This window comes from Pseudomonas sp. SMV7, from assembly GCF_052041995.1.
Lineage (GTDB): Bacteria > Pseudomonadota > Gammaproteobacteria > Pseudomonadales > Pseudomonadaceae > Aquipseudomonas.
In genome coordinates this window covers 65,509-86,542 of record NZ_JBKGGT010000002.1, presented here as the reverse complement: position 1 = coordinate 86,542, position 21,034 = coordinate 65,509, and the positions used below count along the sequence as shown (strand labels likewise).

General features: G+C 61.0%; 20 protein-coding genes and 2 pseudogenes. 13 read left to right on the top strand and 9 right to left on the bottom strand.

The annotated features are described in order from the left end of the window. Positions 1-32: 32 nt before the first annotated feature. The 10 genes from ACLEJP_RS03375 to ACLEJP_RS03330 all read left to right on the top strand — a co-directional run bounded on the left by ACLEJP_RS03375 (position 33) and on the right by ACLEJP_RS03330 (position 11,217). Positions 33-314, top strand: a complete 282-nt coding sequence (locus ACLEJP_RS03375) for a peptidylprolyl isomerase (RefSeq protein WP_003258780.1) — start codon at positions 33-35, stop codon at positions 312-314. Between the two features lie 13 nt (positions 315-327). Next, positions 328-2,253, top strand: coding sequence for an extracellular solute-binding protein (locus ACLEJP_RS03370; protein WP_440804517.1), 1,926 nt, complete (start codon positions 328-330; stop codon positions 2,251-2,253). Further along, positions 2,250-3,308, top strand: coding sequence for a microcin C ABC transporter permease YejB (locus ACLEJP_RS03365; RefSeq protein WP_440804516.1), 1,059 nt, complete (start codon positions 2,250-2,252; stop codon positions 3,306-3,308). Before ACLEJP_RS03370 ends, ACLEJP_RS03365 begins: the two co-directional genes overlap by 4 nt. Beyond that, complete coding sequence (locus ACLEJP_RS03360) at positions 3,308-4,324, top strand: ABC transporter permease (RefSeq protein WP_440804515.1); 1,017 nt, start codon at positions 3,308-3,310, stop codon at positions 4,322-4,324. Before ACLEJP_RS03365 ends, ACLEJP_RS03360 begins: the two co-directional genes overlap by 1 nt. A gap of 36 nt (positions 4,325-4,360) precedes the next feature. Further along, positions 4,361-5,761, top strand: coding sequence for a sigma-54 interaction domain-containing protein (locus ACLEJP_RS03355; protein ID WP_440804514.1), 1,401 nt, complete (start codon positions 4,361-4,363; stop codon positions 5,759-5,761). Positions 5,762-6,021: 260 nt separating this feature from the next. Next, entirely contained in the window at positions 6,022-7,413 is a 1,392-nt protein-coding gene (locus ACLEJP_RS03350; RefSeq protein WP_440804513.1) for a GntP family permease, read from the top strand. Positions 7,414-7,423: 10 nt separating this feature from the next. Beyond that, complete coding sequence (gene hbdH / locus ACLEJP_RS03345) at positions 7,424-8,194, top strand: 3-hydroxybutyrate dehydrogenase (protein ID WP_440804512.1); 771 nt, start codon at positions 7,424-7,426, stop codon at positions 8,192-8,194. 55 nt (positions 8,195-8,249) lie between these two features. Continuing rightward, entirely contained in the window at positions 8,250-8,729 is a 480-nt protein-coding gene (eco, locus tag ACLEJP_RS03340) for a serine protease inhibitor ecotin (RefSeq protein WP_440804511.1), read from the top strand. A 163-nt stretch (positions 8,730-8,892) separates the two neighbouring features. Further along, complete coding sequence (locus ACLEJP_RS03335) at positions 8,893-10,845, top strand: acetoacetate--CoA ligase (RefSeq protein WP_440804510.1); 1,953 nt, start codon at positions 8,893-8,895, stop codon at positions 10,843-10,845. 96 nt (positions 10,846-10,941) lie between these two features. Next, positions 10,942-11,217 (top strand): peptidylprolyl isomerase, encoded by a 276-nt coding sequence (locus ACLEJP_RS03330; RefSeq protein WP_016715601.1) that lies wholly within the window; start codon positions 10,942-10,944, stop codon positions 11,215-11,217. A 6-nt stretch (positions 11,218-11,223) separates the two neighbouring features. On the opposite strand, the pseudogene ACLEJP_RS03325 reads toward ACLEJP_RS03330, so the two are convergent. Continuing rightward, a pseudogene (locus tag ACLEJP_RS03325) lies at positions 11,224-11,502 on the bottom strand (LysE family transporter); the annotation flags it as partial. A gap of 261 nt (positions 11,503-11,763) precedes the next feature. Between ACLEJP_RS03325 and ACLEJP_RS03320 the strand changes: the two are divergent. Further along, entirely contained in the window at positions 11,764-12,408 is a 645-nt protein-coding gene (locus ACLEJP_RS03320) for a LysE family translocator (RefSeq protein WP_440804509.1), read from the top strand. A 1,306-nt stretch (positions 12,409-13,714) separates the two neighbouring features. Here ACLEJP_RS03320 and ACLEJP_RS03315 read toward each other — a convergent pair. Further along, a complete protein-coding gene (locus ACLEJP_RS03315; protein WP_440804508.1) occupies positions 13,715-14,032 on the bottom strand; it encodes a hypothetical protein in 318 nt (105 codons plus the stop codon). Between the two features lie 151 nt (positions 14,033-14,183). Between ACLEJP_RS03315 and ACLEJP_RS03310 the strand changes: the two genes are divergently transcribed. Next, positions 14,184-14,411 (top strand): DUF6555 family protein, encoded by a 228-nt coding sequence (locus ACLEJP_RS03310; protein WP_440804507.1) that lies wholly within the window; start codon positions 14,184-14,186, stop codon positions 14,409-14,411. Positions 14,412-15,197: 786 nt separating this feature from the next. On the opposite strand, the gene ACLEJP_RS03305 is transcribed toward ACLEJP_RS03310, so the two are convergent. Then, complete coding sequence (locus ACLEJP_RS03305) at positions 15,198-15,617, bottom strand: response regulator (protein ID WP_440804506.1); 420 nt, start codon at positions 15,615-15,617, stop codon at positions 15,198-15,200. Positions 15,618-16,197: 580 nt separating this feature from the next. On the opposite strand from ACLEJP_RS03305, the gene ACLEJP_RS03300 reads away from it, so the two are divergent. Beyond that, the gene (locus ACLEJP_RS03300; protein WP_440804505.1) at positions 16,198-17,340 is read left to right on the top strand and encodes a two-component system sensor histidine kinase NtrB; all 1,143 of its coding nucleotides are present in this window, start codon (positions 16,198-16,200) and stop codon (positions 17,338-17,340) included. A 99-nt stretch (positions 17,341-17,439) separates the two neighbouring features. Here the strand turns inward: ACLEJP_RS03300 and ACLEJP_RS03295 are convergent. The 6 genes and pseudogenes from ACLEJP_RS03295 to ACLEJP_RS03270 form a co-directional block, all read right to left on the bottom strand. Further along, positions 17,440-17,635, bottom strand: a pseudogene (locus ACLEJP_RS03295) (DNA adenine methylase); the annotation flags it as partial. 118 nt (positions 17,636-17,753) lie between these two features. Further along, a complete protein-coding gene (locus ACLEJP_RS03290) occupies positions 17,754-18,314 on the bottom strand; it encodes a lysis protein (protein WP_440804504.1) in 561 nt (186 codons plus the stop codon). Continuing rightward, positions 18,311-18,862, bottom strand: a complete 552-nt coding sequence (locus ACLEJP_RS03285; RefSeq protein ID WP_440804503.1) for a glycoside hydrolase family 19 protein — start codon at positions 18,860-18,862, stop codon at positions 18,311-18,313. The genes ACLEJP_RS03290 and ACLEJP_RS03285 overlap by 4 nt, the downstream gene beginning before the upstream one ends. 36 nt (positions 18,863-18,898) lie before the next feature. Beyond that, positions 18,899-19,945 carry a phage late control D family protein gene (locus ACLEJP_RS03280; protein ID WP_440804502.1) on the bottom strand — a complete coding sequence of 349 codons (1,047 nt, stop codon included), beginning with the start codon at positions 19,943-19,945 and terminating at the stop codon, positions 18,899-18,901. Between the two features lie 58 nt (positions 19,946-20,003). Further along, complete coding sequence (locus ACLEJP_RS03275; RefSeq protein WP_019098343.1) at positions 20,004-20,213, bottom strand: tail protein X; 210 nt, start codon at positions 20,211-20,213, stop codon at positions 20,004-20,006. Beyond that, on the bottom strand, positions 20,188-21,033 hold the full coding sequence (locus ACLEJP_RS03270; protein WP_440804501.1) for a phage tail protein: 846 nt from the start codon (positions 21,031-21,033) through the stop codon (positions 20,188-20,190). The genes ACLEJP_RS03275 and ACLEJP_RS03270 overlap by 26 nt, the downstream gene beginning before the upstream one ends. Position 21,034: the final 1 nt, after the last annotated feature.

The following is a 21,034-nucleotide window of genomic DNA, read 5'->3' as shown; positions in this document are numbered from 1 at the left end:
GCTTGCCTCTTTTAGCCCAAGGAGCAGTACCCATGGCCCGTGCAACCGCCCGCCACATCCTGGTCAGCAGCGAAGAGAAATGCAACGAACTGAAAGCCCAGATCGAAGCGGGTGCCGACTTCGCTGAAATCGCCAAGGCCAACTCCACCTGCCCGTCCAGCCGCCAGGGCGGCGACCTGGGCTCGTTCGGCCCGGGCCAGATGGTCAAGGAGTTCGACACCGTGGTGTTCAGCGCCCCGGTCAATACCGTGCAAGGTCCGGTGAAGACTCAGTTCGGCTACCACCTGCTGGAAGTGACCAGCCGCCAGGACTGAGCCCTCAGCACCGGTGAAGGTCCCTGTGGAAGCGGGTTCACCCGCGAACGCGTCAGTTCAGGCAACCGGGTTGCCTGCATGGCCGCATTCGTGGGCAAACCCGCTCTTGCAGGGGTTGTATTGTGTGTTCCTGCTTTGCCTGGCCTTCGAAGCCCACGCTGCCCCCACCCACGCCCTCACCGTCTACGGCGAAGCGCCCCGTTACAACGCCAGCTTCCAGCACTTCGACTACGTCAACCCCGACGCTCCCAAGGGTGGCATCCTGCGCCGTTCGGCCATCGAGATCGGCCAGTTCGACCATATCCTGCCGTACATCGACAAAGGCATCGGCGTCAGCGAGGTCGATGGCCTGCTCTACGCGCCACTGGCCATGCGTTCCTTCGACGAACCCTATACCGTCTATGGCCTGATTGCCCAGCGCATGGAGCGCGGCCCGGATGACGCCTGGCTGCGTTTCGACATCGACCCGCGCGCCACCTTCGCCGATGGCAAGCCGGTGCGCGCCGAAGACGTGCGCTTCACCTTCGAGCTGCTGATGAGCAAGGGTAGCCTCAGGTACCGCACCCAGTTTGCCGACGTTGCCGGGGTGGCCGTGGAAAGCCCACGGCGTGTGCGTTTCGACTTCAAACCCGGGCACGGTCGTACCCTGGCGCTGGACCTCGCCAGCCTGCCGGTGCTGCCCGAGCACGACTGGCAGCAGCGCGATTTCGCCAATGGCGCCGGCTTCGACAAACCGGTCGGCAGCGGGCCATACCGTATCGGGCGCATCGACAACGGCCGCAGCATCACCTTCGAGCGTGACCCCAGCTGGTGGGCACGGGACCTGCCGCCCAGCCGTGGCCGCTACAATTTCGACAAGCTGCGCATCGAGTACTTCGGCGACACCGAAGTGGCGCGGCAGGTGCTCAAGGGCGGCGGCTACGACTACAACCGCGAGTTCTCCGCCACCGCCTACACCTTGGGCTATGCCGGCGCGCAACTGGATGACGGGCGCCTGCAGCGTGCCCATCTGGGCCCGGCCAAGCCGCAGGTTGCCCAGGGCTTCGTGTTCAACCTTGACCAAGCGCAGTTCAAGGACCGCCGGGTGCGCCAGGCACTGGGCATGCTGTGGGATTTCGAATGGAGCAACCGGCAGATGATGCGCAACCTGTACATCCGCCAGCAGAGTGTGTTTTCCAACACCCCGCTGGCTGCGCGCCAGTTGCCTGATGCCGGTGAGCTGAAACTGCTCGAACCGTTGCGTGGCCAGGTGCCGGACGAAGTCTTCAGCCGTGTGTTCAGCGCGCCGGTCAGCGATGGCTCGGGGATCATCCGCCAACAACAGTTGCAGGCCCTGGCCCTGCTCGAACAGGCCGGCTGGCGCCCGCAGGGCGATCGCCTGGTCGACAGCCAGGGCACGCCGTTGGCATTCACCTTCCTCAACGGCCAGGCAGGCATGGAGCGCCTGCTCCTGCCGTGGAAGCGCAACCTGGCGCAGATCGGCGTGACACTGAACATCCGCAACGTCGACTCGGCCCAATACGTCAACCGCCTGATGGCCCGCGACTACGACATGATCGTGACCGGCTACCCGGTCACCCTGTCGCCCGGCGCCGAGCTGTACAACTACTTTGGCTCGGCAGCGGCCCACGACCCCGGCTCGAACAACCTGATGGTGCTGCAGGACCCTGCCGTGGACCATCTGGTCGACGGCCTGGTGCGCGCTGCCACCCAGGCCGACATGCTGCAGCATGCCCGCGCCCTGGACCGGGTGCTGCAATGGAACTACTACTGGATCCCCAACTACTACCCGCCTGGCAGCTCCACCGTGTGGTGGAACCGCTTCGGCCGGCCCAAGGTCCAGGCTGCCTATGACGAAGGCCTGGACACCTGGTGGGAGGTCAGCCCCAGCGCGCTGACCAATGCGCAGATGGCCGAGCGCCTGAAGGCTTCGCCATGACCGGTTACATCCTGCGCCGCTTGTTGCTGATCATTCCGACCCTGCTGGCGATCCTGCTGGTCAACTTCGCCATCGTCCAGGCGGCGCCGGGCGGCCCGGTGGAACAGGCCGTGGCGCGCCTGCAGGGGCTGGGCGCCGGTGCGCCCGGTGCCCGGGCCGAGGTGGTGCATGGCGAGTCCCGCGCCAGCCGTGGCCTGGACCCGAAGCTGATCGAAGAGATCAAGCGCCAGTACGGCTTCGACAAGAGCGCCGCCGAGCGCTTGTGGCTGATGCTCGGCCAATACGCCCGGCTGGACTTCGGCAACAGCTTCTTCCGTGGCGCCAAGGTCACCGAGCTGATCCTCGACAAACTGCCGGTTACCCTGTCGCTGGGCTTGTGGGCCACGCTGATCACCTACCTGGTCTCGATCCCGCTGGGCATCCGCAAGGCGGTACGCCATGGCAGCCGCTTCGATGCCTGGAGCAGCGCGCTGATCGTGGTCGGCTACGCCCTGCCCTCGTTCCTGTTCGCCCTGCTGCTGATCGTGGTGTTCGCTGGCGGCACCTCGCTCAACTGGTTCCCGGTGCGTGGCCTGGTCTCGGACAACTTCGACGAACTCAGCCTGCTGGGCCAGGTCGCCGATTACTTCTGGCACCTGGTGCTGCCGGTCGGCGCGCTGGTCATCGGCGGCTTCGCCACCCTCACCCTGCTGACCAAGAATGCCTTCCTCGACGAGATCTCCCGGCAATACGTGGTTACCGCCCGGGCCAAGGGCCTGAGTGAGCGCCGGGTGCTGTATGGCCACGTATTGCGCAACGCCATGCTGCTGGTGGTGGCCGGGTTGCCGCAGGCGCTGATCACGGTGTTCTTCGCCGGCTCGTTGCTGATCGAGGTGATCTTCTCGCTCGATGGCCTGGGCCGCATGAGCTATGAAGCGGCAGTGTCGCGAGACTACCCGGTGGTGTTCGGCACGCTGTTCATCTTTACCCTGGCGGGCCTGTTGATCCGCCTGGTCGGCGACCTGTCGTATACCCTGCTCGACCCGCGCATCGACTTCGACACGAGGGCGCACTGATGCTGTCACCGGTCGCGCGCCGTCGCCTGCAGCGCTTTCGCCGCAACCGCCTTGGCTGGGTGTCGCTGTGGTTGTTCGCCTGCCTGCTGCTGGTGAGCCTGTGTGCCGAGCTGGTGGCCAACGACAAGCCGTTGCTGCTGGGCTACCAGGGCGAACTGTACGTGCCCGCGCTCAAGCGTTACAGCGAGCAGCAGTTCGGCGGCCAGCTGCCGTTCCAGCCGGACTACCGCAGCGCCTACGTGCGCCAGCTGATCGCCGACCAGGGCGGCTGGATGCTGTTCGCGCCGATCCCGTTCAGTGCCGATACGCCCAACTACGATTTGCAGGTGCCCACGCCCAGCCCGCCCAGCGCCAGCAACTGGCTGGGCACCGACGACCAGGGCCGCGACGTGCTGGCCCGGGTACTGTATGGCACCCGGGTATCGTTGCTGTTCGCCTTTGCCCTGACCGTGGTCAGCGTACTCATCGGCGTGGCGGCCGGCGCCCTGCAGGGCTACCACGGCGGCTGGGTCGACTTGCTCGGCCAGCGCCTGCTGGAGGTTTGGTCGGGGCTGCCGGTGCTGTACCTGCTGATCATCCTCAGCGGCTTTGTCGAACCGGACTTCTGGTGGTTGCTGGGGATCATGGCGCTGTTTTCCTGGCTGACCCTGGTCGATGTGGTGCGTGCCGAGTTCCTGCGAGGGCGCAACCTGGAGTACGTGCAGGCGGCCCGGGCACTGGGGTTGCCGGACAGCCAGGTGATGCTGCGGCACATCCTGCCCAATGCGATGAACGCCACGCTCACTTACATACCGTTCATGCTGACCGGCGCGATCACCACCCTGACTGCACTGGACTTCCTTGGTTTCGGCATGCCGGCCGGGAGCGCTTCGCTGGGTGAGCTGGTGACCCAGGGCAAACAGCATCTGGAGGCGCCGTGGCTGGGCTTTACCGCGTTCTTTGCACTGGCGCTGATCCTGTCGCTGCTGGTGTTTATCGGCGATGCCTTGCGCGAGGCGTTCGACCCCAGGGGGTAGGCCAGGCCTGCTCCTACATGATTTGGAATTTGACCCATGCACGACAGCGACAGCCTCAAGGACTACCCCCAGGTTCGGCAACTGGCGATCCGTTCGCTGTTCGAGATCATCGAGCAGTCCAGCGAAGGCACGGTGATCGTCGACCGTCAGGCGCGCATTGTCTGGATGAACGAACGCTATGCCCGGCGTTTCGGCCTGGCCGATGCCGCCGGCGCCATCGGCCGGCCGTGCGAGGCGGTGATCCCCGGTAGCCTGATGCGTGAAGTGGTGACCCATGGCCGGCCGATCCTGCTGGACATGCTCGACACCCCGAACGAGCCGCTGGTGGTGATGCGCCTGCCGATCCACGACGACCAGGGCAGCCTCATCGGCGCCATTGGTTTTGCCCTGTTCGACCAGCTGCGCAGCTTGTCACCCCTGCTCAAGCGCTATTCCAGCATGCAGCAGGAGCTGGCCTCGACCCGCTCGCAGCTGCGTGCCCGCCAGGCCAAATACAGCTTCGCCCAGTTCGTCGGCAGCAGCGCCGCCAGCCTGGAGGCCAAGCGCCGCGCCCGGCGTGGCGCAAGCAGTGATTCGCCGGTATTGCTGCTGGGCGAAACCGGTACCGGCAAGGAACTGCTCGCCCACGCCATTCACGCAGCGTCGGCGCGTGCGCACAAGGCCTTCGTCAGCGTCAACAGCGCCGCGATCCCCGAGACGCTGCTGGAGGCCGAATTCTTCGGTACTGCCCCTGGCGCCTTCACCGGGGCCGACCGCAAGGGCCGCAGCGGCAAGCTGCAACTGGCCGAAGGCGGCACGCTGTTTCTCGACGAGATCGGCGACATGCCGCTGGCGCTGCAGAGCAAGCTGCTGCGCGTGCTGCAGGAGAAGGAGTACGAACCGGTAGGCTCGAACCAGATGCTGCGCAGCGACGTGCGCATCATTGCCGCCACCTCGATCGACCTGCAGGCGGCCATCGCCCGCGGTGCGTTCCGCGCCGACCTGTATTACCGGCTCAACGTACTGCCGATCGAGGTGCAGCCGCTGCGCCAACGGCTGGAAGACCTGCCAGCGCTGTGCGAAGCCATCCTCAGCGAGCTGGGCAGCCAATATGAGCTGGAGCCTGAAGCACAGCAGCTGTTGGCGCGGCATGCGTGGCCGGGGAACATCCGCGAGCTGCGCAATGTGCTGGAACGGGCCACGCTGCTGGCGGATCAGCCGCGGCTGGGGGTAGCGGATTTGCGCGCGGCATTGGGGCCGTTGAGCCCGGTGGCGGCTGCGCCAGTGCGGCAGAGCTACCGCGAAGCCTGCGCGGAGTTCGAGCGCAAGTTGATTGCCGGGGCATTGGCTGAGCATGAGGGAAATGTGCCAGAGGCCGCGGCGGCGTTGGGGCTGGGGCGGTCGACCTTGTACAAGAAGATGGTGGCGCTGGGGCTTTCGTCTCAAATTGGAGACTGATGTTTCTGATTTGAGATTGCTGCGAGGGCTTCGCCCTCGATCGCGACACAAGGCCGCTCCCACAGAAGGTGTGCGATATCCTGTGGGAGCGGCCTTGTGTCGCGATAGGGCCGCAAAGCGGCCCCAAAAATCTCAAGTCAGAGACAAAAATCCACAGGAAAACAAAATGCTCATATAAATCAACAAGTTAAAAACTGGCACGATTCCCGCTATCTCCTGTTCACCGATAAAAACAAGACTCACCCAGGAGACCTACCCCGATGACCGTGCTCATCGCCCTCGCCGCCTTGGCCCTGCTGATGCTCGCCGCCTACCGTGGCTATAGCGTAATCCTTTTCGCCCCGATCGCCGCCCTCGGCGCCGTGCTGCTCACCGACCCGTCCGCCGTGGCGCCCGCATTCACCGGGGTGTTCATGGAGAAGATGGTCGGCTTCATCAAACTCTATTTCCCGGTGTTCCTGCTGGGGGCGGTGTTCGGCAAGCTGATCGAGCTGTCAGGCTTCTCCCGTTCGATCGTCGCCGCGGCGATCCGCGTGCTTGGCACCCGCCAGGCCATGCTGGTGATCGTGCTGGTCTGCGCCCTGCTCACCTACGGCGGTGTGTCGCTGTTCGTGGTGGTGTTCGCGGTGTACCCGTTCGCTGCCGAGATGTTCCGCCAGAGCAACATCCCCAAACGGCTGATTCCGGCCACTATCGCCCTGGGCGCATTCTCGTTCACCATGGACGCCCTGCCCGGCACCCCGCAGATCCAGAACATCATCCCCAGCACCTTCTTCAACACCACCGCCTGGGCCGCGCCCTGGCTGGGCCTGATCGGCACGCTGTTCGTGTTCTGTGCGGGCATGGCCTACCTGCAACGCCAGCGCAACAAGGCGCAACGTGCCGGTGAAGGCTACGGCAGCAACTTGCGCAACGAACCGGAAACCGCCGCCGACCTGGCCTTGCCCAACCCCTGGCTGGCCTTGTCGCCGCTGCTGCTGGTGGGCGTGATGAACCTGCTCTTCACCCACTGGATCCCGCAATGGTACGGCCCCAGCCACAGCCTGCAGCTGCCCGGCATGAGCGCGCCGGTGCAAAGCGACGTGGCCAAGCTCACGGCGATCTGGGCAGTGCAGGCGGCCTTGCTGGTGGGCATCCTGATGGTTCTGGTGTGTGCCTTCGGCGCCATTCGCGCGCGCCTGGCCGAGGGCAGCAAAAGTGCCGTGGCCGGCGCCTTGCTGGCGGCCATGAACACCGCCTCGGAATACGGTTTTGGTGCGGTGATCGCCTCGCTGCCGGGCTTCCTGGTACTGGCCGACGCCCTGCGCGGCATCCCCAACCCGCTGGTCAACGAGGCCATCACCGTGACCTTGCTGGCCGGCATCACTGGGTCTGCCTCGGGCGGCATGAGCATTGCCCTGGCGGCCATGGGCGACAGTTTCATCGCCGCGGCCAATGCCGCCAACATACCGCTGGAAGTGCTGCACCGGGTAGCGGCGATGGCCAGCGGCGGCATGGACACCCTGCCGCACAATGGCGCAGTCATCACCTTGCTGGCGGTGACCGGGCTGACCCACCGCGAGGCCTACAAGGACATTTTCGGTATTACCCTGATCAAGACCCTGGCGGTATTCGTGGTCATCACCACCTTCTACGCCACCGGCATCGTCTAAGGAGCATTGCATGACCCTCAACGGCAAGACTGCACTCGTCACCGGTTCGACCAGCGGCATCGGCCTGGGCATTGCCCAGGTGCTGGCCCGCGCGGGCGCCAACATCGTGCTCAATGGCTTTGGCGACCCGGCAGCGGCACTAGCCGAGATCGCCCGGCACGGGGTGAAGGTGGTGCACCACCCGGCCGACCTGTCGGACGTGGCCCAGATCGAGGCGCTGTTCGCCCTGGCCGAACAGACCTTTGGCGGCGTCGACATTCTGGTCAACAACGCCGGCATCCAGCATGTGGCGCCAGTGGAGCAGTTTCCGCCGGAAAGCTGGGACAAGATCATCGCGCTCAACCTGTCGGCCGTGTTTCACGGCACCCGCCTGGCCTTGCCTGGCATGCGCGCGCGCAACTGGGGGCGCATCATCAATGTTGCCTCGGTGCATGGCCTGGTCGGTTCGACCGGCAAGGCGGCGTATGTGGCGGCCAAGCACGGGGTAGTCGGCCTGACCAAGGTGGTGGGCCTGGAAACTGCCACCAGCAACGTGACCTGCAATGCCCTTTGCCCGGGTTGGGTGCTGACCCCGCTGGTGCAGAAGCAGATCGACGATCGGGCGGCCAACGGTGGCGATCCGCTGCAAGCGCAGCACGATCTGCTGGCTGAAAAGCAACCCTCACTGGCCTTCGTCACCCCCGAGCAGTTGGGCGAGCTGGTACTATTCCTGTGCAGCGAGGCCGCAAGCCAGGTTCGCGGTGCCGCCTGGAACGTCGACGGTGGCTGGTTGGCCCAATGAGGGACAGCCTGGATCTGGCGCTGGCCTTGCATTCGTTTATCTGCAAGGAGGCCCTATGCGCCCAACCCCGATGACCGCGATCCTGGCCCTGACCCTGGCGGCTGCCGCGCACGCGTCAGCTGCCAGCCTGAAGGACGTCGCGCCCTACCCCGAGGCGGAAAAAGGCTTCACCCGGCAGGTCATTCACCTGCCGGCGCAGGCCGATGAATCGGCTTACAAACTGGAAATCCTCGCTGGCAAGACCTTGCAGGTGGACTGCAACCGCCAACGCCTGGGCGGCAGCCTGGAGGAACGCACCCTGGATGGCTGGGGCTACAGCTACTACCGCCTGGACCAGGTCAGTGGCCCGGCCAGCACGCTGATGGCCTGCCCGGATGGCAAGCACACCGAGGCCTTCGTGCCGGTGGTCGGCGAAGGCTTCATGCTGCGCTACAACAGCAAGCTGCCAGTGGTGGTGTATGTGCCCAAGGATGTCGAAGTGCGCTACCGCATCTGGAGCGCAGCGCAGGACGTGCAAAAGGCTAAAGTAGAGTAAACACCGTTCCTTGCAGGAGCGGCCGTGCGTCGCGATGGGCTGCGAAGCAGACCCGGCAATTTGTGCTGCGAAGCTGAAAAGCCGGGCCTTGCTTCGCAGCCCATCGCGACACAGGGCCGCTCCAGCAGGTTCAGGCTCGGCTGGCAGTAGCAGGAGGTTCGGCATGAACGATGTGCTCTGGCGCCCCTCCACGGCGCAGATCGAGGCCAGCCGGATGGATGCCTTCCGCCGCTGGGTCAACCTGCGCTACAACCTGCAACTTGATGACTACCAGGCGTTGCACCGCTGGAGCATCGAGCAGCGCGCCGCCTTCTGGCACACCCTCGCCGACTACTTCCACGTTCACTGGCATACCCCGCCCAGCCAGGTGCTGCGCGAAGGTGCGCGAATGCCCGATGCCCAGTGGTTTGCCGACGCCACCCTGAATTTCGCCGAGCACCTGCTGCGCCGTCGCGACGACCGTCCTGCCGTGGTCGCCGTACGCGAAGACGGTCAACGCCAGGTGTTCACTCATGCCCAGCTGGCCGCCCAGGTGGCCGGGCTGCAGAACGCCCTCAAGGCTGCCGGCATCGTCCCTGGCGACCGGGTCGCCGCCATCATGCCCAATACCTGGCAGACACTGGTCGCCATGCTGGCCTGCACCAGCCTCGGCGCTGTCTGGTCCAGCTCGTCGCCCGAGTTCGGTGTGCACGGCATCATCGACCGCTTCGGCCAGATCGAGCCCAAACTGCTGATCGCCTGCGCCGGCTACCAGTACGCCGGGAAAGACATCGACCAGGTGGACAAGGTCAATCAGGTGTGCGCGCAGTTGCCCGGCCTGCAGCACCTGGTGGTGGTGCCCCATACCCGCCGTGGTACGCACGCGGCCGAGTTCCAGGCCGCCAGCGTCAGGCTGTGGGACGACTTCTACCAGCCCGGCGGCGAGCCGCGCTTCACCCCGCTGCCGTTCGACCATCCGCTGTATATCCTGTATTCCAGTGGCACTACCGGTGTGCCCAAGTGCATCGTCCACCGCGCCGGTGGCGTGTTGTTGCAGCACCTCAAGGAGCACGGCCTGCACAACGACCTGAGGGCCGATGAGGTCCTGTTCTACTACACCACGTGCGGCTGGATGATGTGGAACTGGCTGGCCAGCGGCCTGGCGCTGGGCGCTACGCTGGTGCTGTACGACGGCTCGCCCTTCTACCCGGGCCCCGAGCGCCTGCTCGACCTGATCGACGCCGAGGGCATCCACGTCTTCGGCACCAGCGCCAAGTACCTGGCGGCGCTGGAGCAGGCGGGCCTGGAGCCGGCAGCAAGCCACCAGCTCGACCGCTTGCGGCTATTGCTGTCGACCGGCTCGCCGTTGTCGCCGCACAGCTACGATTACGTGTACCGCAAGGTCAAGGCCGACCTGTGCCTGGCCTCCATGTCCGGCGGCACCGACATAGTCTCCTGCTTCGTGTTGGGCAACCCGACCCTGCCGGTGCGCCGTGGCGAAATCCAGTGCAAGGGGCTGGGTATGGCAGTGGAGGTGTGGAACGAGCACGGTCAGCCGGTGCAGGGCGAAAAAGGCGAGCTGGTGTGCACGCGCCATTTCCCATGCATGCCGTTGGGCTTCTGGCATGACCCGGACGGCAGCCGTTATCACGACGCTTACTTCAGCCAGTTCCCCGGGGTGTGGGCCCAGGGCGACTACGCCGAGCAGCGCGCCGGGGGCGGGCTGGTGATCCATGGCCGCTCCGATGCCGTGCTCAACCCGGGTGGCGTGCGCATTGGCACGGCGGAGATCTACCGCCAGGTGGAAAAGGTCGAGCAGGTAGTGGAAAGCGTGGCCATCGGCCAGGACTGGAACGGCGATGTGCGGGTGGTGCTGTTCGTGCGCCTGCGCGATGGCCTGCACCTGGACGATGCCCTGCGCCAGCGGATCCGCCAGGTCATCCGCCAGTACACCACGCCGCGCCATGTGCCGGCGGTGATCGCCCAGGTCGATGACATTCCGCGGACCATCAGCGGCAAGGTGGTGGAGCTGGCGGTACGCAATGCGGTGCATGGCCTGCCGGTGAAGAACACCGACGCCCTGGCCAACCCCGAGGCGCTGGAGCAGTTTCGCGAGCGCAAGGAACTGCAGAGCTGACGCTATCGCCCGCTACAGGGCATGCGCAATGGCTTCAACCAGGGTGACTCAGGCATAATGCGCCCCTTTTTTGCACCGCGAAGCACAGGTACCGCCATGAAAGCCCAAGCCCGCCACATCCTGGTCAAGACCGCTGACGAAGCCGAAAAGCTCAAGCAGCGCATCGCCAATGGCGAGGCCTTCGATGTGCTCGCGAAAAAGTTCTCCATCTGCCCCTCGGGTAAGCGCGGCGGTGACCTGGGCGAGATCCGCCCCGGGCAGATGGTCGGCGCCATCGACCAGGTGATTTTCAAGAAGCCCCTGCGCGTGGTGCACGGGCCGATCAAGAGCAAGTTCGGCTACCACCTGGTGCAGACCTTCTATCGCGACTGATGCGCACTAGCGGCGCGCAGCCAGCAGGCCGAGGCCGGCGCAGCCCAGCAGGGAAGCGCTGACCCGGTTGAACAGGCGGCGCGGGCCGGGCTGGCTGAACCAGCGCTGCAGGTACGCGCCGAGCCCTGCGTAGATGGCGATGGCGGCCCACTCCAGCAGCAGGAACAGCCCACCCAGCCAAAGGAACTGCTCACCCACCGGGGTAGCGCTGCCGACCGAGACGAATTGCGGCAGGAAGGCGGTGAAGATCAGGATCGCTTTCGGGTTGCCCAACAATTGCCAATATAAACCCACACCAGACGTCCTTGCCTCCCTGGTACCAATCGAGTCCCACTCTCACTTCGTAACCTTTTTTACACCACCTACCTTCGCATCGCCCCCCTCAAAAGCGCCCTCCACTTTCGCTGAGTCAGCCATTCACTCGCCAAAGCTGGTCCTCCTTCTGTCCCAACCGCGTACTCTTCGTCCTCCAGCGTGTGTAAGATAGGATGTCGCTCCCGCCGTGGCGCCGCGTATCTGGCGATTTTTCTAAGAGTTGAGGTATCGATGCTAGACATTACCAACTTGTGGCTTTTTATTTTGTCTGTCTTCCTCCTGTCCATCACACCCGGGCCCGACATGGCCTACGTCGTTGGCCAGAGCGTTGCTAATGGACGTCGCGCCGGAGTGATTTCTGCGGCTGGCGTAGCACTGGGAAGCTGTACTCATGCGGTGGCGAGCGTGGTGGGATTGACCGCTTTGATTGCAGCTTCACCACTCATGTTTTCGGCGATAAAGTATGCGGGAGCGGTCTACCTTATGTACCTAGGCTCCAAAATGATCCTGGGCACTTTCGGTAAGCGAAGCGCTACCAATGTCGAACAACCGCAGATCAAAACCAACGCTCAACTAAAAGATCTGCTCTCGAAAGGCTTCATCACCACGCTCACCAACCCAAAAGTTCTTTTGTTTTTTGTTTCTTTCTTCCCTCAGTTTGTTGTACCCAACGGAGCATACCAAACAGAGTCGTTCCTGGTTTTGGGCTTGACTTATGCTCTGGTTGCCTTTTTGACCGACTCAATATTTGCCTTGGCAGCAGGAAGCGCCGCCGGGGCGGTATCTCAAAATCGATCATTGCAGCACTTAATGGATCGCGTGGTCGGCTGTACGTTCGTTGCCTTGGGAGTTCGATTGGCTCTAACCCGACGCTAGGCTAGGATGGACTGGGCCATCAACCCGAAATGCGCCGAAGCCTTATTCAAAGGGTTTCGGCATCTAGCTCAAGGTACCTCGCTCCACCCGGGAGGGCTGAACCGACCAAGCGGCATCTTCGACTAGGATTAGCGTTTCAAACCCCAATTGTGCTGTACTAGCAACATGTAAAGGCTCCTAAGCCCCGTAGTACTGGGCTTAAGCGCCTTTTTTGCTTTCCAGCATCGACATATGCGTTGGCATAGATTGGCATGAAAATGGCATAGGGTTTGCCCCAATTTTGCCCCACAGGCTTCTCTAACGACCTTGGATATGCATGCGGAAGCTATCCTGGCAGGAATCGAGCGATTACGGGGATGAGCCTGACAGGCAGCCACAGCTGCCCAGCGATCTGCAATCCCACCGATATTTGAGGTATCGATAGAAGCCATATGACCGAGCATTTGGGTCGCTGGAGCAAGCTAAGAAAAGGCGGTGGAGCCCTAGTTTTCATGACTCAATCCGTCGGGCCGTTTCGTAATGTCAAACCACTTAATGTTTCAATCTGCAATCGGTGTCTTTTGTCCTTTTGAATTGATAGCGGTGGCGCCCGGTACGGCCAGCATAGTCCGATACGACTGGTTGACTACGCCGGCACTGGGCACCGGCGCCCGGCCAACTGACCACTCCTGCCACAACCATGACTCACAGACGTCACGCCATAGGTCAGGGGCAGCCGGGCTGCGTCCGACACTGCGCTAGGCGTTTCGCAGCTCCTGAACAAAGAAGCACAGCGCGGCGGTCTCGACTTCGGTCAGTTCGTTGCGCTGCTGGGCGGTGATGATTTAGCACTGGGCGAAGCCACTTTCGAACGATCGCGCATTACCGGGCTGTTACGGCCGGGTTGAGTCCAGCCATCGCCTGACTGTGTCGCCTTCGTTGATTTGGGGTACGATCCGCGCCATTTCGTCAAAGGGGCGAAAAACGGGTCTTATAGGTATTGAGAATGAGCACAAATGGCCCCGAAGCAATGCTGGCATGGCGTAATCGTTTTCTTCGCACCGAAACCTTGAGCGAAGCGCAGTACCAGGAAGCCTGGCAAGATGCTGAACTCCGGGTACAGTTAGGTCAGATAAATAGCATTCAGTGGGTTGAGCTGACCCGGTTGGCGAATGCAGCGTTAACGCGCACAGATCGCGAATTAGAGATATCGGCGTCCCCGAAGCAGGCAACGTTTACCGCAAGGCTAACGACCCGAGGGAGAGTGCCGCGATTAGACGTTGCTGCGGTTGATGCAGTTGACTAACGCCTCGCCGACGCGATTTGGCTACGTCTTCGGTGCGGCGGTCACGTGGGCCAACGGTAACGGTGACCCCCCAGTGAGTAGGGGAGCCATCTCCCGAGCCTTGGCCACGCCCCATACCAAGGCCCGGCTCATGTTTTTTCCGGGCAGCCGATCGTGGCTCTCCTCATGTAAGCATTGTCCTTCTCGGGCGTAGATACCAATAAACAACTGAGTTTCACCAGTACGCGACAACCGCACCTGAACCTGAATATTACACCCGTTCTCCAAGATTTCATCGTACGTCCTATGATGAAGCGTCGGGTCTGCCCAGTGCCAAAACACATCACCGCGCCGCCACATGCCCATTACTCCCTCCGAATCGATTGCCTTCGTCGCCGGGGTGGAACGAAACGCTTTTTGAAGATTAGACCGGTTTTCACAGGGCCATGGCAAAACAAGCATTTTTGCAGCAATCTATGACGTTGTATCACCCCATGCTCAGGAATCAAGCATGTCAGACCAGATCTACGTCATCGAGTATTCTCTGCACAATACGGCGCGCTCGTTTGTGATTCGCCATCCCAGAATGACTAACGAAGAAGCTTGGCATTGGGCCAGCTGCGATGCTGGGGTGGGCATCATCCCCCGCTTCGGCGGTGACAAGAAAATCAAGAAGGTCAGCCGGCCCCTAGCGGAGCGCTATGGCATCACCAACGTCAGGTGGAGGAATTCCTCTTGAGAAAGCCACAAGCCGAACGGGCGCAAGGAGCGACTCAACTCTGACCAATCATCGAATGACTTTTTTTCGATGGATGCACTCCATTGCCGTGGGTGACTCTGAGCTGACGGTTTCAACCAGTAGGTAGCTATCATTTAGAACAAACACCTATGAGGACGGTCGCCAGTTCATGATCTAAGTAGAAGCCATCAAAACTCGCCGGACGTCCAGGCGATCATTACCGGGAATCCATAGTGATGGATGAGGTGAAAACTCCGCCTAAGTCTCATTTATTAGAGATGAGTATTGTAGAACAATCACCTCCATAGAGCGTTGGTTCTAAGTCCCTAGGACCGTCATCACCAACCCCTGCCATCTTAAGGGCTTCACGACGCTGAGATAGAAGTCGCTGCGCAGCACCGGCATTTATCGTCCTCCCCTTCATAAGAGCCTCAAGTGTGCCAGTGATTCTGAAAAAGCCACCACACTGCTTGCAATATACGTGCAGGCCACCGGTACCAATACAGCGAACCACGGCGTCTCCATCACAAACAGGACAAGCCATAAACACCCCACAAAAAATGATGGACGTTGTAAGTATGAAACTAAATTGAGAAATTTCCAGCTGTCCGGTGAGTTATGTCGCTGGGTGCTGCATCAATAGAAATAAACAGGTGGTCGAGTAGGAAGCTTAGCAGGCCCCGTCGCACCGTGGTATAACTGCTTAACCTTATAAATTGACACTCTGGCGCATTCAACATAACGACGGCACTACGTGGATCGCACGTGATTGCATCGCCCTAGTCTTCAGCTAGAGCCTACACCGGCTTGAGATGGACTCGATCCTAGTGCCAAAGCAATAGCAGACAGGAACTCCTCGACAGTCCACGGCTTCCTGAGATAGACGCTACCGGATATGTAAACGTGAGCTTTTAAATCGAAACCTGAGACTAAAATCGCTGGAATCTCTGGCCATTTTTGCTGCGCCATGGATATAAATTCCATTCCTTTGATGCTACCCGGCACACCGTGATCAGCGATAATCAATGAGCAGCCGCCATTCTGAGTCAATAAGTCAATGAGCGCATCGTCAGCATTGCTGAAAGCGAAGCATTCGGCGCCAAGTTCCAGAATGATATCGCTCATCAAACTACGGAGCAGGCAATCATCTTCAACAACCACAACTCTAAGACCTTGAAGAGAAAGCGCTTCCTTATTGAATTTCATTAGGCCTCCTGCCTTGAAAGTCAACACTTAACGCAGCAAGCATAGCACTTTGTTTTACAGAGTCAACTCGCTCTCATCCGCCCGCCCCATTGAGGCTTGCCAGCCGCCCACAGGCTTACCCGTTGCCCCGGTTAACACTCGTATAGGCTTGGTTGTTGCCAGCGCAGTTACTCACCTTTATCAAGATGCCCCGTCTGCATTCGCGACTCGATTAGCTCTAGTCGCTTCGAGGACATCCCTTAAACGTAAGGCAACTATCACTTTTATAGGCCTAAGAAGTTTTTATCTGTGCCTCCGAAATTCATCGTCCTTTCTGCTGCGCTAGCTTATCAAGCGAAACGCTACAAGACTCTTAATCCTTACTATTGCCGGACAACAGTGGAGCTTCATAACCCAACACTGGGCTATAGCCCATAAAAGGTACGCTAACTCCGAAAAGCTATACGCGTAAATTTTTTTGTACAAGAATTTTGAGAGTATAGATGGCGCAAACGGCAGTATAATCGGCTTTCGCTTGGAGTAAGATGGCCAGACCCGAGGCTCAATACACTCGGCTTTGATGAAATGCGTGCGAGGTTGTATGGACCCAGTTATTACAAATGAACAATCCTCTATGCCTGCAAGCCGCTATGAACAGTTGGTGCAATCAGTCGTAGACTACGCGATTTACATGCTTGACCCTTCTGGATGTATCGTGTCGTGGAACGCCGGCGCTGAGCGGATCAAAGGCTATCACGCCTCAGAAGTGATCGGTCGCCATTTCGCCCTCTTTTTTACGCTGCAGGACAGAGAAGAGGGTCGACCTGAGCGATTGCTCAATCAAGCTTTGGAGCATGGTGTAGCACAAGACGAGGGCTGGCGTTTACGAAAGGATGGATCTCAATTTTGGGCTTTAGCAGCGCTTGATGTAATCCGAGATGACACAGGACAATTCATTGGATTTGCTAAAGTTACCCGCGATATTACTGACCGGCGTGAGTCAGCGCTGCAGCTCGATTCCATCCGCGCCCAACTTTTCCAAGCACAGAAACTGGAAGCGCTGGGTCAGCTTACAGGCGGGATAGCCCACGATTTCAACAATCTTCTATCCATCATTATCAATGCTGCAAGCTTGGCTATGGCTAGCCAAGACCAGGTCCGAGTAAAGCGTCTGCTGGAGCTTATACTCGACGCAGGCCAACGGGGTACCGAGATGACCCAGCAGCTTCTCGGGTTTGCACGTCAACGGCAGATGACCCCTTTAGCACATCGCCCTAAAAAACTGTTATCGTCCGCGTTGGGCATGTTTAGGCATGCGCTACCGCCAGGGATTGCTCTGGAAGAGGAAGTTGAATCTCATCTGCCAAGTATCGAAGTGGATGCCACGCAGCTGCAAATGGTGCTTCTTAATCTGCTGTTTAATGCCCGGGATGTTCTTCAGAACGGCGGACTGATTCGCGTGTCAGTAAAGTCAGTGGAGTTAAACAATGCAGTGGAGAAGCTGCATGGAAAATTCGTTTGTTTTGAAGTGAACGACAATGGGAAAGGCATCGCTCCAGAAGTGATGCCAAGGATATTTGAGCCGTTTTTCACAACAAAACCCTTCGGCAAAGGCACAGGGCTAGGTCTCAGCCAAGCTTACGGATTCGCTAAACAGAGTAATGGCGCCATTCTCGCAGAAAGCACGCTAGGCTTGGGGACAACCATACGTCTTTATCTCCCAGCGATTGATATCAACCCCTAATCAGAGACTGAAGAACCTGACTGATTGAAAAAAAGTTAACGCATAGGAAATGATGGGAGGCGACCATAGATATCCGCTCATAACTTTTATATATCTACACAGGCGGTAAAAGGTGACCAAGTCACCGTTGAGATCGTTCAGCACCTCCACCGGGGCTGGTTGGGGACGCATGAAGTACAACGCGGCTCCGCCGGCGAAGACTTCGACATAGCATTCATGAGGGGGGAAGAGAGGGATCAAGCGGTCGGCCAGGCGGCGCTTGCCACCTTTCCAGGGGAATAATTGGAGAGGTCAGGTGTTAGGCTCGCCGCGCTTTGTGCACAAGGCAGAGGCCACGGCTGGACTTGCAGGAAGGGTCTGCGGGTTCGGCGGGCCGGGCTGGATGTTGGCGCATCCACCCGGCTCGCCTCTTTTCACTTGGTGACTTCGCGGACGTAGGCCTGGCAGGCCTGCAGCGCAATCAGTCCCCGGTCGCCTTCATCGGTGATGGCGACAATTCGTTGAGCATGCGCTCGGTCAAGTTGGACGCGTACGGCGCCATGTACCACGCCTCCGGTGCTGGTGGCTTCTCGCATCCCACTGTCACAACCCTGGGTGGCAAGGGATCCGGTGTCGACAAGGACTGACAACCGCAGATCAGCGGTAGCAAGACGGTCACGCAGACGAGCCTGAGCTTGTTGAGCATCGTTCATTTCCTTCCAGTGCGTGTTGTTCTGATCCTGCAGGCGAGCCTCCAGGGCGCGGCGCGCATCCTGCTGCTCTGCCAGTTGGTTGAGCGCAGCTGCAGCTGCCTCCTCACGTTCACGGCCGTGCAGGCGATCCTTCTCCGCCAGCTGCTTGCGGTAATCGCCAGCCTGTTCGGCGAGCTGCTTCCCATAGGCGTTCGCCTGCCATACCCACGCTGCCCGGGCACCGATGGCACAAGCGAGCGCCAAGGTCGCCACGGCGATCAGGCGACCGCCCCAGGCGGTCACTGCAGCACCTCAAGGGCTCGCTTGTAGATGGTCATGCGATCATCCAGGCCGTTTGTACCGCCGTTGATCCGCTTCGTGATGGTCAGCATGTCGCCCTTGTCGGCCAGGCTGTTCAGCCCCTCCTTCTGCCAGAACCAGCCGGCCGACATCGATGCATAGACTGGATGCTCGAGCAGCTCCGGTGTATGGAGCAGACGGCTGTCTCCGAACAGAGCCTCGCTGCAGGCTTCGTAGTTGAAGCGGCCTGTTACCTGGATGAGGCCACGACCTCGAAAGAACTGGCCATCTCCATCTGCGTCAGGCGTGTTGCCCAGACGCTGGGCCAAACGCCCGGTGTCGTACTTCGACAGGTACCTGTCATTGCCGAGCTCACGCACGTACTGCAGTTGGCCCGACTCATGCCCTATCTGGGCGAGGAAGGCAGCCATACGCAGGCGCGTAATAATGCCGAACTTACCCATCGTGGCGTTGAGGCCGGGAACAAAAACGCCGGCTTTCGGGCCGGCGTTCGGGTAGATCTTTTGTAGCTGTTGTACTGAGATAGCCATTCATTTCTCCAATTGCTGCCGCGTGCGGCTTTGGGATTACAGCTGCTCAACCCTGAGCGGCTTGTTGTCGTCTTTCTTCTTTTTGCCCGAGGCCTTGGCCTTGCCCTTCTTGCCGCCGTTGCACTCCACGGTGGTAGTCCAGCCGCTGGCGGTGAATACCTGCTCGACGCTGTCCACCAGGTACTCGCCATCCAGGCCGACCTTGAAACCCTGGGCATTGATCGTGCGTTCGGCAAACAGGTCAGTGCGCCCGGCCATTTCCAGGCGCACACCGGCGGTGCTGCGGTTGAACGCTGCCAAGCGCGCCTTGGCGGCCTGCTCCGCGGCAGTCTTGTCGGGATAGATATGGCGGTCGGTATGCACCGGGGGCAGGCCGTCGGGGGCCTCGTCGTTGTCCAGCTGGACCACCTGCAAGGCGCCGGTTCTCTTGTCCTGGTGCTGGGTCCGCACAGCCTTCTGCGCGCCGCGATCCCCGAGGCGGAATTGGTAGCGCTCGACCTCGGTTTTGTTGATGTTCACGACCAGCAGGGTCTTGCCGCTGATGCTTTTTCCGCCCTGCCGAGGCATGACCAGCAGCTTGCCCTCAGCCACCTTGGCGGTGCTGTCGTACTGCTTGGCCAGGCGAGTGACGAAGTTGAAGTCCGACTCGTTGCGCTGGTCGACGCGCTCGATCTTGGTAGTCACCGGGCACACCGGCTCCCAGCCGTTGCGCTTGGCCACCTCGTTGACGATTTGCGACAGCGGAACGTTTTCCCAGCTGCCACTACGTACGGTCTTGCCGCTCCCGCGCATGTCGCTGGCCTTGCCGCGAATGGTCATGGTGTCCGGCGGGCCGGACAGCTGCACCTCGTCGACGGTAAAGGCGCCCATCCGCTTGAGGGGCCGGCCCTCATAGCCCAGCAGCACCTCCACCCGGCCGCCGCGCCCAGGAAGCGCAACAGCCTGGTCACGGTCGTCAATGCGCAGCTCGAACTCGTCCGACTCCATGCCCGGCTTGTCCGATATCCGCAACAGCAAGAGGCGGTCATTGATCAGCGCGGTAATGTCCTTGCCATCAGCGACGATACGGTACGTCGGTTTCATGCTTGCTCCAGAAATGAAGAACCCCGCACAGGGCGGGGCTCGTTACGCGTAACGCGGGTTATCGATCGAACAGCTGCAGCAGCTCCACCGCCGGCGCCGACAGGTCGGGCAACTGGATCAGCAGGCCAGCGCGGTACGGCTGCACCTCCCTGGCCAAGTCCGGATTGGCCTCCAGCACCGCCTCGACGGTGCCATTGAGGTGCCCGTAATGGTGCTGGCAGATCACATCCAACAGATCCCCACTAGACGTTCTGCAGATCGTTGCCATAGCTCACAAACTCCAGGGTGAACCCTTGTTTCCGAGGGATGCCACCTGCCAACAAGTGGCCCTGTTCTTCCTCCACGCTCACCAGGCACCAGTCGCCCAGTACCTCGCCGTAGCCCGTGACCAACTTCAGCGCCTGCAGGTTGCGGCCGATGCTGCGCAGCACGTTCAGTTGCTTAATGCCGCCCTTGTGGTGCGGAAAGATCGCCCCCCTGAGCGTTATCTTTTCCTCACCCAGGCCAACGGCTTGCTGCGCCACACTGCGGCGCAAGCGTTCCTGGCCAGCCCAGCGGAACGACGCCTGCCGGCGCAGTTCGTCAAAGGCGGCGGTGTCCAGGTTGAAGTAATACGGCTGTAGCTTGGGGTCGTGCGGCTGGATGATCAGCAGGTGGGGAAACGGCGCGACCGCCTCGGCCAGTGGCGTGGCCGAGCCCAGCAGCCCGCCCGAAGGTAGGATGTTGGCCAGCGACGGGCTAACCATTCCCGCCACCCGCTTGGCCTCGGCCGTGACCTTGGCCGCCATCATCTTGAACGTGCCCAGGCGCTCCTGCACTTGGGCGGCGCCGGTGACGGCACGGCTATACATCGAAGCCACTTGCCCCACCTGGGACTGGGCCACGTTGATACTACGCACGATGCGCCCCAGTTTTTCCCCGGCCTCGGGTCCGACAAACGGGATGTTTTCCAGTTCGGATGCGGCGCCTGTGATGCTGCCAACCGCGCCATTGAGGGGTGACAGCATGCCATCCACCCCCTTGCGCCCAGCCTCCCCAGCTGAAACCAGCCCGGATAGGGACGATTCCAGCTGTTCCATGTAGGGCATA